12 protein-coding genes are annotated in these 15,054 nt (G+C 69.0%); 11 read left to right on the top strand and 1 reads right to left on the bottom strand.

Annotated features, from left to right (window positions below):
• Positions 1-283 precede the first annotated feature (283 nt).
• The 3 genes from HMPREF0058_RS08715 (at position 284) to HMPREF0058_RS08725 (ending at position 5,807) form a co-directional block, all read left to right on the top strand.
• Positions 284-1,918 carry a ribonuclease J gene (locus HMPREF0058_RS08715; protein WP_006549408.1) on the top strand — a complete coding sequence of 545 codons (1,635 nt, stop codon included), beginning with the start codon at positions 284-286 and terminating at the stop codon, positions 1,916-1,918.
• Between the two features lie 7 nt (positions 1,919-1,925).
• The gene (locus HMPREF0058_RS08720; RefSeq protein WP_006549409.1) at positions 1,926-2,849 is read left to right on the top strand and encodes a PfkB family carbohydrate kinase; all 924 of its coding nucleotides are present in this window, start codon (positions 1,926-1,928) and stop codon (positions 2,847-2,849) included.
• Between the two features lie 93 nt (positions 2,850-2,942).
• Entirely contained in the window at positions 2,943-5,807 is a 2,865-nt protein-coding gene (locus HMPREF0058_RS08725; protein WP_006549410.1) for an FtsK/SpoIIIE family DNA translocase, read from the top strand.
• 4 nt (positions 5,808-5,811) lie between these two features.
• On the opposite strand, the gene HMPREF0058_RS08730 is transcribed toward HMPREF0058_RS08725, so the two are convergent.
• The gene (locus HMPREF0058_RS08730) at positions 5,812-7,188 is read right to left on the bottom strand and encodes a CapA family protein (RefSeq protein ID WP_006549411.1); all 1,377 of its coding nucleotides are present in this window, start codon (positions 7,186-7,188) and stop codon (positions 5,812-5,814) included.
• A gap of 23 nt (positions 7,189-7,211) precedes the next feature.
• Here HMPREF0058_RS08730 and pgsA point away from each other — a divergent pair, with 23 nt between their 5' ends.
• The 8 genes from pgsA to HMPREF0058_RS08770 all read left to right on the top strand — a co-directional run bounded on the left by pgsA (position 7,212) and on the right by HMPREF0058_RS08770 (position 15,025).
• Positions 7,212-7,877, top strand: coding sequence for a CDP-diacylglycerol--glycerol-3-phosphate 3-phosphatidyltransferase (pgsA, locus tag HMPREF0058_RS08735; protein WP_006549412.1), 666 nt, complete (start codon positions 7,212-7,214; stop codon positions 7,875-7,877).
• A 38-nt stretch (positions 7,878-7,915) separates the two neighbouring features.
• Positions 7,916-8,425 (top strand): CinA family protein, encoded by a 510-nt coding sequence (locus tag HMPREF0058_RS08740; protein WP_006549413.1) that lies wholly within the window; start codon positions 7,916-7,918, stop codon positions 8,423-8,425.
• A 168-nt stretch (positions 8,426-8,593) separates the two neighbouring features.
• Complete coding sequence (locus HMPREF0058_RS08745; RefSeq protein ID WP_180950818.1) at positions 8,594-9,007, top strand: helix-turn-helix domain-containing protein; 414 nt, start codon at positions 8,594-8,596, stop codon at positions 9,005-9,007.
• A 156-nt stretch (positions 9,008-9,163) separates the two neighbouring features.
• Positions 9,164-9,394: a DUF3046 domain-containing protein gene (locus HMPREF0058_RS08750; RefSeq protein ID WP_006549415.1), complete on the top strand. Its 231-nt coding sequence runs from the start codon at positions 9,164-9,166 to the stop codon at positions 9,392-9,394.
• Positions 9,395-9,678: 284 nt separating this feature from the next.
• Complete coding sequence (gene recA, locus HMPREF0058_RS08755) at positions 9,679-10,878, top strand: recombinase RecA (protein WP_006549416.1); 1,200 nt, start codon at positions 9,679-9,681, stop codon at positions 10,876-10,878.
• Positions 10,878-11,369 (top strand): regulatory protein RecX, encoded by a 492-nt coding sequence (locus HMPREF0058_RS08760; protein WP_006549417.1) that lies wholly within the window; start codon positions 10,878-10,880, stop codon positions 11,367-11,369. The genes recA and HMPREF0058_RS08760 overlap by 1 nt, the downstream gene beginning before the upstream one ends.
• Before the next feature lie 142 nt (positions 11,370-11,511).
• On the top strand, positions 11,512-13,305 hold the full coding sequence (locus HMPREF0058_RS08765) for a formate--tetrahydrofolate ligase (RefSeq protein ID WP_006549418.1): 1,794 nt from the start codon (positions 11,512-11,514) through the stop codon (positions 13,303-13,305).
• 202 nt (positions 13,306-13,507) lie between these two features.
• Complete coding sequence (locus tag HMPREF0058_RS08770) at positions 13,508-15,025, top strand: NAD(P)/FAD-dependent oxidoreductase (RefSeq protein ID WP_006549419.1); 1,518 nt, start codon at positions 13,508-13,510, stop codon at positions 15,023-15,025.
• The last annotated feature ends 29 nt before the right edge of the window (positions 15,026-15,054 follow it).

Raw genomic sequence — 15,054 nt, forward strand, 5'->3', positions numbered from 1 at the left:
ACGCTGATCGCCCGGCTGCTCACGCAGCCGGGTTTTTTCGTGATCTCGTGTCACGATCCCGGGCGATGTCAACGTGCTCACTGACGCCCGGCGCAAGGCGGGTGGCTGATCCTTGTCATGATGCGCCTTCTGAGGGGCCTGTGTGCTCGCGCCAGCGACTGGGCGCGCAGATCACCCGGGATTGTGACAGTGGATCTCCACCTCGTCACCGCCTCTGGCTACACTGCTTGACGTGACGAACTTTCCTACGCTCAAGGCCCCCGGTCCCATCCCCGACGGCGCGATGCGCATCACGCCCTTGGGTGGTCTCGGCGAGGTCGGGCGCAACATGACCGTGTTCGAGGTTGACGGCAAGCTCCTCATCGTCGACTGCGGTGTCCTCTTCCCCGAGGAGGACCAGCCTGGCGTCGATCTCATCCTCCCCGACTTCTCCTCCATCGAGGACCGTCTGGATGACGTCGTGGCCCTGGTCCTCACCCACGGGCACGAGGACCACATCGGAGGCGTGCCCTACCTGCTGCGCCTGCGTGACGACATTCCGCTGGTGGGAAGCGACCTCACCCTGGCCTTCGTTGAGGCCAAGCTGCGTGAGCACCGCATCCGCCCCACGCTCAGGGTGGTCAGCGAGCACGAGCGCGTCCACTACGGTCCCTTCGACCTGGAGTTCGTGGCCGTCAATCACTCCATCCCCGATGCCATGGCGGTCTTCATCCGTACCGGCGCCGGCAACGTGCTGGCCACCGGTGACTTCAAGATCGACTCCCTGCCCATTGACGGGCGTATCACGGACCTGCGTTCCTTCGCGCGCTTCGCCGACGAGGGTGTGGACCTGTTCTGCGTGGACTCCACCAACGCTGAGGTCCCGGGCATGATCGGTCACGAGAACCAGATCGGCCCCGTGCTCGACGGCGTCTTCGCTGAGTCGGACCAGCAGATCATCGTCGCCTCCTTCTCCAGTCACGTCCACCGCGTCCAGCAGGTGCTCGACGCCGCCGCCCTCCACGGGCGCCGCGTCGCCCTCGTGGGGCGCTCCATGGTGCGCAACATGGGGATCGCTGCGGAGAAGGGCTACCTCAAGGTGCCCGACGGCGTCCTCATCGACGCTCGCGACGTCACCTCCCTGCCCGCTGACGAGCGCGTGCTCATGGTCACCGGATCCCAGGGCGAGCCCATGGCGGCCCTGTCCCGCATGGCGCACGGCGAGCACCGTTCCGTCACGGTCGAGGCCGGGGACACCGTCATCTTCGCTTCCTCGCTCATTCCCGGTAACGAGAACTCGGTCAACCGTGTCATCAACCAGCTCATGCGGCTGGGAGCGCGCGTGGTCCACCAGGGCAACGCCAAGGTCCACGTCTCCGGGCACGCCTCCTCCGAGGAGCTGCTCCACGTCTACAACATCGTGGGGCCGCGCAACGTCATGCCTATCCACGGCGAGATCCGCCACCTCGTGGCCAACGGCGCCCTGGCGGTCAAGACGGGCGTGCACCCGCGCAACGTCGTGCTGTGCGAGGACGGCGTCACCGTCGACCTCAAGGACGGCAAGGCCCGCATCTCCGGCCAGGTCGGCTGCGGCTACGTCTACGTCGACGGCTCCTCCGTCGGTGAGATCGACGAGACCGAGCTCAAGGACCGCCGGATCCTGGCGGAGGAGGGCTTCGTGTCGGTCTACGCCGTCGTGGAGACCAAGACCGGCACGATCCTGGCTGGCCCGGACATCCAGGCACGCGGGATGGCCGAGGACGACTCGGTCTTCGACGACGTCCTGGACGACGTCACCCGTGCCCTTCAGGACGCGCTGGACAAGGGCAACCAGGACGCCTACTCCCTCCAGCAGGTCATGCGCCGCACGGTCGGCCGCTTCGTGGGGCGCCGCCTCAAGCGCCGCCCGATGATCGTGCCCGTGGTGATCGAGGCCTGAGGAGCGGATGAGCGTGCTGCGTCCGGCCTGCTTTATCTCCACAGGCTCCGTCCTTATCGATCTTCCCCTGCGCGTGGACCACATCCCCGCGCCAGGTGGTGCCATCACGGCGGTTTCCTCCGGACCCACGGTCGGAGGCGGCTACACGGTGGTCTCCGCCGTCGCCCGTCAGGGAGTCCCGGCGGCCCTAGCCGCCACCCTGGGCACCGGCCCGAACTCCGCCCAGGTGCGTGAGTCCATGCAGGCTGACGGCGTCGAGCTCGTCGTCGAGGAGCTCGTGGGGGACATCGGCACCTGCATCACCCTCATCGAGCCGCCCGGGAGGCGGACCTTCATCACGACCGAGGGCGTGGAGGCCGAGCCCCAGATCGAGGACCTGGACCGCATCGAGCTGGTGCCGGGGGACTGGATCTACGCCACCGGCTACGACTTGGCCCACCCCTCCTCCTCGGCTGCCATCAGCCAGTGGCTGCTGCGCCTGCCTGAGCACGTGGGCCTCATCCTCGACCTCGGGCCGGTCGAGGCCGAGATCCCGGATGACCTGCTGCGCCGCCTGCTGGAGCGGGCCACCCTGCTCACCGGCAACGACCTGGAGATCAACCACCTCATCCAGCGCCTGGGCGGTGCCGACGAGCTGCGCGAGGCGACCCCGCGCGCCCTCATCGTGCGTCGTACCGGCGTGCACGGCTGCGTGCTGTGGCCGGCGGTGGGTGACCGCATCGAGGTTCCGGGCTTTGCTCGTGAGGTCCTGGACACCACTGGTGCCGGGGACACCCACACGGGGGTGCTCGTTGCCAGCCTCATGGACGGGATGGACGTGGTCACCGCGGCCCGGCGCGCCAACGCTGCGGCCGCTGAGGCGGTCTCGCGCCTGGGGCCTGCCCGTGCACCTCGGCGCGACGAGATCGACGCCTTCCTCGCTGAGGTGTGAGAGCGGCCTCGGGCGAGGAATCGGCCACGCGCGCTGGCTGCGGCGGCGTGGCGAACCGGCCTCGGACAGCGGCACAGATAGCGTCAGAGCATCATGGCCACTCGTCGTACCTCTTCGCCCTCGTCGCCCCGCGCGGGCGCCAAGCGCTCCCAGTCCGCCGCTGCCAAGCCGACCACGACTGAATCCACCTTCACGGGATCCGGTCGTTACCGGCGTACGGCATGGGCCTTCCTCATCCTCGCCCTGGCCGCGGTGACCGGACTGCGTGAGTGGTTTGGTGTCTCCGGCGCTGCGGGCACGGTTCTCCACCACATCGCTGCCGGTCCGCTGGGCGTCCTGGGCGTCACGGTTCCGGTGCTGCTGGGCGCGCTGGGGATCGCCATGCTGCGTGTCCACCACCTGGCTCCGGTCCACGCCCGTGTGGCGGTGGGCTGCCTGGGTGTGCTCGCCGGCGTGACCGGCATCATCCAGGTTGTCAGCGGCAACCCGGCTCTCTCACGTGGGATCGCTGCGGTTGAGGAGGCGGGAGGCCTGCTGGGGTGGGTGGTTGGCTACCCCCTGGCGGTCCTCTTCTCCGCCATCGGCGCCGTCATCCTGTTTATCCTCCTCATCGCCTTCTCGCTGCTGGTACTCACCGGCGTCACGGTGGCTGACCTGCGCGAGCGCCTGTCCGGGGACAGCGGCCAGGAGTCTGACCAGGCCGAGGAGGAGGCTGACTCCCTGGCGCTGCGGCTGCTGGACCGGGTGCGTGCCCACCGGCAGGAGACCCAGACGACGTCGTTGGACTCCTACGACGGCGACGAGCCCTTCCGCTCGGCCCTCCAGACTGAGCAGAGCGAGCCGCCTGCCCGCAAGCGAGGCAGCGGACGGCGCAGCCGTCGCACTGACGACGATGCCCCCACACGTCAGCTCGCCAACCCGCAGGATGACGGCCGTGGCCCCGCAGGCCAGGAGGCCTTTGACTTTGAGGCCCAGGACGGCGCCGCAACCTCCGTGCTCGGGGAGACTGAGGCCGTCGCTCACACTGGTTCGGGTGCGGCGGCCTCGGCTGCCACGCCGGCTGAGGCGAGCGTGCCGCCCTCGGTGCCGCTGCGGCGTCGTCCCTCCAAGCAGGGGCGCCCCGGGGCGACCACGCCCCTGGACCAGCGCCCGGTGCCACCCACCGAGCCCGACGCCGTGACCCAGGAGACGCCTCTGGCGGCGCTGGCCGAGGCCGAGCCGGATCTGGCCGACGAGCTGGCCATGGGCGCAGGCCTGGAGCTGCCCGACGGCACGGTCTACTCCCTGCCTGCCGATGACCTGCTGGAACCCGGCCCCGGCCACGCCACGCGGACCGAGGCCAACGACGCCATCGTCGACAAGTTGCAGGACGTCTTCACCGAGTTCGGCGTGGACGCCACCGTCACCGGCTACACCCGTGGTCCTCAGGTCACCCGCTACGAGGTCCACCTGGGACGCGGCGTCAACGTCTCGCGCGTGACTAGCCAGGCCAAGAACATCGCTTACGCGGTGGGAAGCGATGAGATCCGCCTGCTCACCCCCATTCCTGGCAAGAGCGCCATCGGTGTGGAGATCCCCAACTCTGACCGTGAGATGGTCAAGCTCGGCGACGTGCTGCGCTCGGGGGCGGCCAAGAAGCAGTCCCATCCGCTGGTGGTGGGGCTGGGTAAGAACGTTGAGGGCGACTACGTCGTCACCAACCTGGCCAAGACCCCACACCTGCTGGTGGCGGGCCAGACCGGGTCGGGTAAGTCCTCCTTCGTCAACTCCATGATCACCTCCATCATGATGCGGGCCACCCCACAGGAGGTGCGCATGGTGCTGGTAGACCCCAAGCGTGTGGAGCTGACGATCTACGAGGGCATCCCGCACCTGATCACCCCCATCATCACCAGCCCCAAGAAGGCCGCCGAGGCGCTGGAGTGGGTGGTGCGGGAGATGGATGCGCGCTACGACGACCTGGCCTCCTTCGGCTTCAAGCACATCGACGACTTCAACAAGGCGGTGCGTGCCGGCGAGGTCAAGCCCTTGGAGGGCTCGGCCCGCGTCATCAGCCCCTACCCCTACCTGCTCGTGGTGGTCGATGAGCTCGCCGACCTCATGATGACGGCCCCCAAGGACGTCGAGGCCTCCATCCAGCGCATCACCCAGCTGGCGCGTGCTGCTGGTATCCACCTGGTGCTGGCCACCCAGCGTCCGGTTGCCCAGGTGGTCACGGGCCTGATCAAGTCCAACGTGCCCTCGCGTCTGGCCTTTGCCACGGCCTCGCAGCTGGACTCGCGCGTCATCCTGGACCAGAACGGCGCGGAGACTCTCACCGGTCAGGGTGACGCCCTGTACCTGGGCCCCGGTGCCTCGGCGCCGGTGCGTATCCAGGGCTCGTGGGTCACCGAGTCGGAGATCCGCGCCGTGGTGGCCCACGTCAAGCAGCAGCTGGAGCCGGAGTATCGCGAGGACGTGATCGTCCCAGAGGTCAAGAAGCAGATCGACGAGGAGATCGGCGACGACATGGACCTGCTGCTGCAGGCCGCCGAGCTCATCATCACCAGCCAGTTCGGCTCGACCTCGATGCTCCAGCGCAAGCTGCGCGTGGGCTTCGCCAAGGCCGGACGCCTGATGGACCTGCTGGAGACGCGCGAGGTCGTAGGCCCCTCAGAGGGATCCAAGGCTCGCGAGGTGCTGGTCCAGCCCGAGCAGCTGGAGGAGACGCTCGCCTGGATCAAGGGCGAGGGAAGTGCCCCGGGAGCCGAGGACGAGGCCCACTCCGACGCCGTCGGTGCGGGTACCTCAGAGGCCGGCTCTCCCGCAGGTGGGGCCGGCACCGCCGCCGTCACAGACCGCTACGCCACCGACCCGCTCCACCGCGACCTGGTGGAGTCGGAGTCCTGGGAGGACACGGCCGCCGAGGAGGACTCGGAGGACGCCTGGAGCCTGACCGGCCGCGGCGCCTCCTGGTGAGTCCTCAACCGCGGGGCAGGGGGACCGGGGCCTCGCCCGTGGCCACGGGCACCTGGTCAGAGTAGGTCTGCGGGTTGACGATCCCGGTCACCGCCTGCCAGCGCCGCTCGATCTCCGTGGCGGACAGGCTGGTCCAGGCCGGGACGGCTCCTGCGTGCGCGGCGCCCAGGTCGAGCTGGGTGTGGCCGACGGCGTTGTCCACGGTGAAGGGGTGCCAGTGCAGCGCGTCCACGCTGACGCTCCGCTGGCCGGAGGCGTCCTCGGAGACGGTGACGTCCACCCACACGAACAGGCCGATCGTGGTCATGATCGTGCCCAGGGCCTCGGACTGGTTGGAGATGAAGTTCCCGGCCGAGTAGGACACCCACATGCCCCGCCCTCCCGGTCCGCCGGCGAGCAGCTCGTTGGTCTGGGGAACGTGCGGGTGGGCGGAGAAGAGCACGTCAATCTGCCCGGTGTCTGCAATGGCCTGGGCGTACTCCTTCTGTGACGCGACCGGATCGCGGGTGTACTCCTCGCCGATCTGGGAGTGGAGGACTACCAGGTCCGCGCCCGCCTCGCGAGCGGCGCGAGCCTGGTCCGCCGCCCACTGGACATCGTTGAGGTTGACGGCCCACGCCGGGTCCGCCGTCATGCCGTTGAGGCTGTAGGTCGTTGACAGCTGGGCGACGGTGACGGTGCGGCCCTCGCGCTGGAACTGGTAGAGCTGGTAGGGCCTGGCGGCCTCGGCCTCGGTGCGGTTGGTGCCTGAGAAGCCCATGCCATTGGCCTGGAGCGTGTCCGCTGTGGTGAGGACGCCGGACCAGCCCTGGTCCCAGGCGTGGTTGGAAGCGGTGGCGCACCCGTCCCAACCCGTGGATCCCAGGGCTGCGACCACGCCGGGCAGCGAGCCGAACATCGGGTAGCCCGAGGCTACGCCGCGTGGGGAGACTGGGACCTCCATGCCGCACAGCGCCAGGTCTACGCCGCTGTACCAGGGCTGGGAGGCGGCGATCATGGGGGAGATGTCTCCCTGGCCGCCTGCGGTGTCATTGATGACGGGCATATGAGTGAGTACGTCGCCGGCGTAGCCGATGGTGAGGTGGATATCCGGCGGCGGGGTGGGCGAGGGGGTGGGACGTGGTGAGAGCGCGGGTGAGGAGGCGAGGCTAGCGACGGCTGAGGAGGGCTGCTGGGCAGCGGGCGCCGTCGTCGTCTGGCGGGTGAGGAAGAGGTAGGTGGAGGTGCCGAGCACCGCGACCACGAGCAGGGCGAAGAGGCCTCGGCGCAGCCGGGAGCCCGAGGAAGGGCCCGCGTGGGAGGAAGCCTTGTGGGAGGCAGCCTTGTGGGAGGTGGGTCGGGCGGCGCGGCCTGGCCCGAAGGGGGAGGGATGGGAAGTCACAGGCACAGGCTAGGCTGTGAGTGATGAGCGGGATCAGCACTTCAAGCAGCCCTTCCGGAGCCGCACCCCACACCGGGCAGGCGCCGCTGGTCAATATCGCCAACGCGCTGACGGTTCTGCGCCTGGCGCTGGTACCAGTCTTTGTCTGGCTCATGCTGCAGCCGGGGGACGGGATGAGACTCGCCGCCACGCTGGTCTTCATCATTGCCTCGATCACGGACCGCCTGGACGGGCAGCTGGCGCGCTCGCGCGGGCTCATCACAAGCTTCGGCAAGATCGCAGACCCGATCGCGGACAAGGCGCTGACGCTGTCCGCTTTCATCCTGCTGTCGGTGGCAGGCCGGCTGTGGTGGTGGGTGACGATCGTCATCCTCGTGCGTGAGCTGGGGATCACCCTCATGCGCTTCTTCATGCTGCGCCGTGCCGTCATGGCGGCCTCACGCGGCGGCAAGCTGAAGACGGTCCTCCAGATCGCCGGCCTGATCGGGCTGCTCACGCCCTGGGCAATGTTCCTTCCTCATGCCGTGGCGACGGCGGTGGACCTGGTGGCCTACGTCGTGGTCGGTGCCGCCACCGTGGTCACCGTGGTCACGGGCCTGGACTACGTGCACCAGGCGGTGCTCCTGTCCCGCGGCGGGCAGGCTGACACCACGGCTGGGACCGCGCGCCGTGACGACACCCGCCAGTGAGGAGAGCGACCGTGACTGACACCCTTGGATCCAGCGGCTTGGAGGGCAGCGAGGAGCTGGCAGCGGCCTCCACGCAGGTCGAGGCCGCGCGTTTCCTACTCTCGACGGCGCAGGAGCGCGGGCTCACGGTGGCCGTGGCCGAGTCCCTGACTGGGGGAGAGGTGGCCTCGTCGCTTGTGAGCGTTCCGGGGGCCTCGGCGGTGGTCGTGGGCGCCGTCGTCGCCTACGCCACCCGGATCAAGCAGGAGGTCCTGGGAGTCGACGCTGATCTGCTGGCCCGCCGCGGTCCGGTCGATGGTGAGGTCGCCCAGCAGATGGCTGCTGGGGTCGCCAGGCTCATGGGGGCGGATATCGGACTGGCGACGACGGGCGTGGCCGGCCCCGGGGCGGCTGACGGTCACGAGGCGGGGACCGTGCACGTGGCGGTGGTCACGCCGCAGGGCTCGCTCAGCCGTGAGCTCCATCTGGAGGGAGACCGTGACGCGGTCCGCGATGGCGCGACGACGGCGGTGCTGGCTCTCGCCGTCGGCGTGCTGGACGTGACGTGAGAAGGTCCCGGCCTGACAAGGAGGTTCCCGTGACGCTTCAAGGAATCTCCCAGTTTGACCGGTCATGATCGTGCCAACACCGCGCAGGATCGCTTCAGCGCTACGGCGATGGACTGTGATCCTGCGCGCGTGGGAATGAAACTCCGCAGTGAATGGTTGTGCCTCACGATGAACAACGCGACTCACCCCCGCACCACCCGTTCGATGCGTCCTGCTGGCAGGACGCCGATGCGACAGGCCCCCGTGGCTGGCTACGGTGCGGCTGTGGACAACACCAAGCACGAGAACGTCCTTCTGCGCCGAGAGATCGGCGAGGTCCTGCGTTCGGTGCGCCAGCACCAGGGACGTACCCTGCGCGAGGTCTCCTCGCAGGCACGGGTCTCCCTCGGCTACCTCTCCGAGGTCGAGCGTGGGCAGAAGGAGGCCTCCTCCGAGCTGCTGGCCTCGATCTGTCAGGCTCTGGACGCTCCTTTGTCCGCCGTCCTGCGCGAGGTCTCGGACCGCATTGCCCTGACTGAGGGCGTGACGATCCCGGACACCGTTCCGGATGAGCTCGTCCGTCAGCAGGGCGCCCTGCGCTGAGGCTGACACTCTCCTTGACACCTCCAGCGCTCGCGCGCTGGCACCTGCCCCCGCAGCTCGCCATGGCTGCGGGGGCAGGTGCGTGCTGGGGCGTACCGGGTTCGCGGTGGGGATAGGTGGGCGCCTGGGCGTGGGAGGGTGTGCGAGAGTGGCCCCGTGAAGCACTCTGAGTTCTGGCGCGCGGTGGAGACGGTTTATGGCTCGGCCTACGGTCGGTCCTTGGCCACGGATCTCGTGCTGCCTGGACTGGGGCGCACCTGCGAGGACGCTCTGGACGCCGGGGTGGCGCCCCGCGAGGTCTGGAACGCCTTGTGTGATGAGACTGACGCCTCGGAGACTGATCGCTGGGTCTACCGCGAGGATCCGCACGAGCGTCGGCGCCGCTGAGGTGGCGAGACCTGAGCAGGGGCTGGCGGCCAGTGGCCCGGAGGCCCGGTGGCACGGCTCATGCAGGACACGCCGAGACGGCCGATCTGACATCGAACAGATGTACGACTAGGCTCGTCCCCAGACGACGGGCTGCCCGAGCTGTCCACAGAGGTGGTTGGGTGCGGTCGTTTGTGTCGGTGGTCCGGCATACCGTCGTTCGTGAGCCCCGGAGAGGGGATCTCGCTACCAGGACCAGCCCTGCCCACCACGGCGCGAGCCGTCGACGAACACGAGGATGACCAATGCCCGCAGCACAGACCCAGGACCGTTCCAAGGCCCTGGCCACCGCTCTGTCCCAGATTGACAAGGCCTTTGGTAAAGGCTCGGTGATGCGTCTGGGGGATGACACTCGTCCTCCGGTCTCCGTCATCCCCACTGGCTCGATCGCCCTGGACGTGGCCCTCGGCGTCGGAGGCCTGCCGCGTGGCCGCATCATCGAGATCTACGGACCGGAGTCCTCCGGTAAGACCACGGTGGCGCTTCACGCCGTGGCCTCGGCGCAGAAGGCCGGCGGTAACGCTGCCTTCATCGATGCCGAGCACGCCCTGGACCCGGTCTACGCCAAGGCGCTGGGCGTGGACACGGACAACCTCCTGGTCTCCCAGCCGGATACCGGTGAGCAGGCGCTGGAGATTGCGGACATGCTCATCCGCTCCGGCGGACTGGACATCATCGTCATCGACTCCGTCGCCGCCCTGGTGCCCAAGGCGGAGATCGAGGGAGAGATGGGCGACTCCCACGTGGGTCTGCAGGCACGCCTCATGAGCCAGGCGCTGCGCAAGATCACCGGGGCCCTGTCCGCCACCGGGACCACTGCGATCTTCATCAACCAGCTGCGTGAGAAGATCGGCGTCTTCTTCGGTAACCCCGAGACCACCACCGGCGGTAAGGCGCTGAAGTTCTACGCCTCAGTGCGTATTGACGTCCGCCGCATCCAGACCCTCAAGGACGGGGACCAGCCGGTGGGTAACCGGACCCGGGCCAAGGTCGTCAAGAACAAGATGGCTCCGCCTTTCAAGCAGGCCGAGTTCGACATCGTCTACGGCCAGGGCATCTCTCGCGAGGGGAGCCTGCTGGACATGGGCGTGGAGAACGGCATCGTGCGCAAGTCCGGCGCCTGGTTCACCTACGGCACGGATCAGCTGGGCCAGGGCAAGGAGAACGCCCGTACCTTCCTCAAGGACAACCCTGAGCTGGCTGACGAGATCGAGAACAAGATCCTTGCCGCCCTCGGGATCGGTGAGCCTGGTCGCAAGGCCCGCGAGGAGGCGGAGGCTGCCGCTGCCCAGAAGGCGAGCGCCGTGGCCGAGCCTGAGGCCGGTGCTCAGGGTGGCAAGGCCGCCAGCACCACGGGGGCTAAGAGCGCCGGGACGCGGGGTGCCAAGAAAGCCAAGGCTGTGAGCGTGGATGATGCCTTTGGCGAGGAGGCCGGCGGCTTCTGATGCCCTGGCTGACACCGGACGAGCACCAGCAGAAGGTTGAGGCGGCGCGGGATATCGTCCTGCGCCGCCTGGACCGCAGCCTTGCCCCGCGAGCCGCCCTGGCGGACTTGCTGGAGCGTAGGGAGGTTGACCCCCGGGTGGCCCAGGAGGTGCTGGACCGCCTGGAGTCGGCCGGACTGATCGATGACGCCGCCTATGCGGCGACCTTGGCCCGGACCCGTTTCGCTGAGAAGGGGGCTGCGCGGCGCGCGATCGCTGAGGAGCTGCGTCGCAAGGGCGTGGGGGAGCGGGCGATTGCCTCGGCCCTGTCTCAGATCGAGTCTGGCGATGAGCGTGAGGCTGCCGTGACGCTGGCCCGTAAGAAGCTGCGCCTGACGGAGAGCCTGGCTCCTGAGGTACGTCGTCGGCGCACTCTGGCCCTGCTTGGGCGCAAGGGGTATTCCGCCTCCGTCGCTGCCCAGGCCTACGAGCAGGCGCTGTCCGAGCTCTAGGAGCGCGCGGGAGGGTCCAGGAAGAGGCTGTGAGTGGCTCGTGCATCTGGCAGACGCCGTCAGGTCAGGTCCGTAGGATGGGACCATGAGCCCTCTCGATGGCGAGAACGTGCCGGTCTCCAACGCCCCTGCCCCTGCTTCCATGTCCAGCGAGGACGTCAACCTTGTTGACCTTGCTGCGCGTGCCGGCATCAGTGCCGAGCACGTCATCCCCTATGGCCGGGACGTGGCCAAGATCGATCTCTCCGTTCTGGACCAGGCCGGACACAGCGAGCCGGTGCCCGCGGACCGGGCCCACTACGTCGTCGTCACCGCCATCACCCCGACCTCCTTCGGCGAGGGCAAGTCCACCGTGGCCATCGGGCTGGCTCAGGGCCTGGCCTATCGCGGCCGCCGCTCGATTCTCACGCTGCGCCAGTCGGCCATGGGACCGACTTTCGGCATCAAGGGGGGTGCCGGCGGCTCCGGCTGCGCGCGCATCCTGCCGGCTGAGCGGATGAACCTGCACCTGACCGGTGACTTCCACGCCATCACCGCGGCCCACAACCTTCTGGCCGCCATGATTGACAACCACCTCCACCACGGCAACGAGCTCGGTATCGACGTGCGCACGCTCACCTGGCCGCGCGTCCTCGACGTCAACGACCGGGCCCTGCGCCACATCGTCATTGGACTGGGCACCCGGACGGACGGCGTGACCCGTCAGGCCTCCTTCGACATCACCCCGGCCAGCGAGATCATGGTCATCATGTCCCTGGCGACCTCGCTGAAGGACCTGCGTGAGCGGCTGGGGCGGATCGTCGTGGCCCGCGACAAGGACGGTGCGTGGGTCACCGCCGAGGACCTGGGTGCTGCTGGGGCGATGGCGGCCGTCCTCCGGGACGCCTTGGCCCCGAACCTGCTGCGCACGGGCGAGGGCACTCCTGCCCTGATCCACACCGGTCCCTTCGGCAACATCGCGACCGGCTGCTCCTCGGTCATCGCTGACCTCGTGGCAGCCCAGGGAGCGGCGGGGCACGACGCCGGCCAGGAAGGGGGCTGCGAGCCGGGCTACGTCCTGACCGAGGCTGGTTTCGGTGCGGACATGGGCTTGGAGCGCTTCTTTGACCTCAAATGCTCCGTGTCCGGAATGCGCCCGGAGGCCGCTGTCCTGGTGGTCACGGTCCGCGCCCTGAAGGCCCACTCCGGCAAGTACCGCATCGTCTCCGGCAAGGAGCTGCCCCCGGCCATGTTGGAGGAGAACCTGGAGGACGTGCGTGCTGGGGCTTCCAACATGCTCAAGCACCTGTCGATCGTGCGCGGTTTTGGCATGGAGCCGGTGGTGGCCATCAACGTCTTCCCCACGGACCACGACTGCGAGGTCGAGGAGATCCGCCGCATCGCTACCGAGGCTGGCGCGCACGTCGCCGCCGTGCACCCTGTGACCGAGGGCGGTGCCGGCTGCGCCGATCTCGCGGACCAGGTTGCGGCAGCCTGCGCCCTGGCTCGCCAGACGGGGCCGAGCCAGCCGCAGGAGACCTCCTCGCCGCAGGAGGCCTCCTCGCAGGCGGCCGACGCTGAGCGCGGTCGTCCCCTCTACGTGGCTGGAGACGACCTGCGCACCAAGATCGGCAAGGTGGCGGCCATGTACGGTGCCGACGGGGTGGACTACACCCCGGCCGCCTCCCGCTTCCTGGACGCGTGTGAGGCCGAGGGCTTCGGCCACCTCGCCGTCGTCGTGGCCAAGACGCCGCTGTCCCTGTCCCACGACCCCTCGCTCAAGGGCGTGCCCACCGGGTGGCGCCTACCGGTGCGTGAGGTGCGTCTGGCGGCCGGCGCCGGCTATGTCTACGCCATCTGCGGCTCGATCTCGACCATGCCGGGGCTGCCGTCCAAGCCGGCGGCGCAGCGGATCGACGTCGACACGCAGACCGGAGAGATCCTCAACCTGCGCTGAGGATGCCGGGCAGCCTCGGCGCGCCCATTTTGACCGTGGCTTTGCGTACGGGAACGGGGGATACGTGGCCCACAGCCCCCGTTCCCGTACACAAAACCACGGTGGCAAGGGTCTGGGGCGGAGGTACCCGTGTGACTGGCTCCATGGAGCCCGTAGGACGCTGCCTCTAGCCTCGCGGTTAGGGCACCCTTAGATTGGTGTCATGACCCGATCATGCGCCATCGCGACCACTGTCCTGACGACTGCTGGCCTCCTGGCCGCCGCAGCTGCCCTGACCACGACACTGCGCCCCGCCCGCCACCACGTGGAGGAGGTGGGCACGGACGACGGCGGTCACCGCCCACCGCGTGTCCTCATCGCTGGCGGCGGCTACGTCGGCTTCTGCACCGCGCAGGCCCTGCGCGCCCGCCTGAGCACCGACGAGGTTGAGATCGCCGTCATCGATCCCCGCCCTTACATGACCTACCAGCCCTTCCTGCCGGAGGTCGCCGCGGGCTCTATCCAGCCACGCCACGTCATCGCCTCCCACCGGCGCAACCTTGACGGCATCACGATCATCACTGGCTCGATCACAGGAATCGACCACGCTCACAAGACCGTCACCATCACCCCGCCCGTCCCCGAGTCCACCGGCGAGACGCCGACCCCCTACGAGCTCACCTACGACCACCTGGTCCTGGCGCTGGGAGCCGAGGCCCGGACCCTGCCTATCCCGGGCCTGGCCGAGCAGGCGATGGGATTCAAGCAGGTCGAGGAGGCGCTGGCGCTGCGCAACCGCGTGCTCTCTCGCATCGAGGACGCCGCCTCCACCTGGGACGCTGAGCGTCGGCGTCGGCTGCTCACCTTCGTCTTCGTCGGTGGCGGCTTCGCCGGCGTTGAGGCCATCGCCGAGCTGGAGGACATGGCTCGTGCCGCGGTGTCCAAGATCCCCAGCATCGATCAGCGAGACGTGCGCTTTGTGCTCGTCGAGGGCTCGCGGCGCATTCTGCCGGAGTTGACTGAGGAGCTGTCGGGCTACGGCCTGGAGCAGCTGCGTGAGCGCGGTATCGACGTGCGCCTGTCCACCTTCCTCACCAGCTGCGTCGAGGGGCATGTGGTCTTGTCAGACGGTAGCGAGTTCGACGCCGACACCATCGTGTGGACGGCCGGCGTCAAGGCCGCACCGGTGCTGGCTGACTCCGATCTGCCCGTTGACGCACGTGGCCGCGTGACGGCGCTGCCCACCCTGCAGGTGGTCCGCGACGGCGAGACGGTGGAGGGGGCCTGGGCGGCCGGCGACTGCGCGGCCGTCCCGGACCTTGTCTCCGACGACCCTGAGGCGACCTGCGCCCCTACCGCCCAGCACGCTGTACGCCAAGCCAAGGTCCTGGCCGACAACCTCGTGGCGACCCTGGCCGCCGGCCCTGCGGGCCACGTGGAGCTGGCCCAGTACGCCCACGAGAACCTCGGTACGGTGGCCACGCTCGGGATCGGCAAGGGCGTGGCGCGCATCATGGGGCACAACCTGCGCGGCTTCACCGCGTGGACGGCGCACCGCGGCTACCACGTCTACGCCATGCCGACCCTCAACCGGAAGGTGAGGATCATGATGGACTGGTTCGCCGCCGTCGTCTTCCGCCGCGACCTGGCGAGCTTCGGTTCCGTGGCCCTGCCCGGTGCGGCCTTTGCCGCAGCCGCCCTGCACGACGCCGAGGCCGCTGCCCGCCGTCAGGCCGACTGAGCCCGCCCTGGGCCCCAGCGCCCAGGCGC

This window comes from Actinomyces urogenitalis DSM 15434, assembly GCF_000159035.1.
Taxonomy (GTDB): domain Bacteria; phylum Actinomycetota; class Actinomycetes; order Actinomycetales; family Actinomycetaceae; genus Actinomyces; species Actinomyces urogenitalis.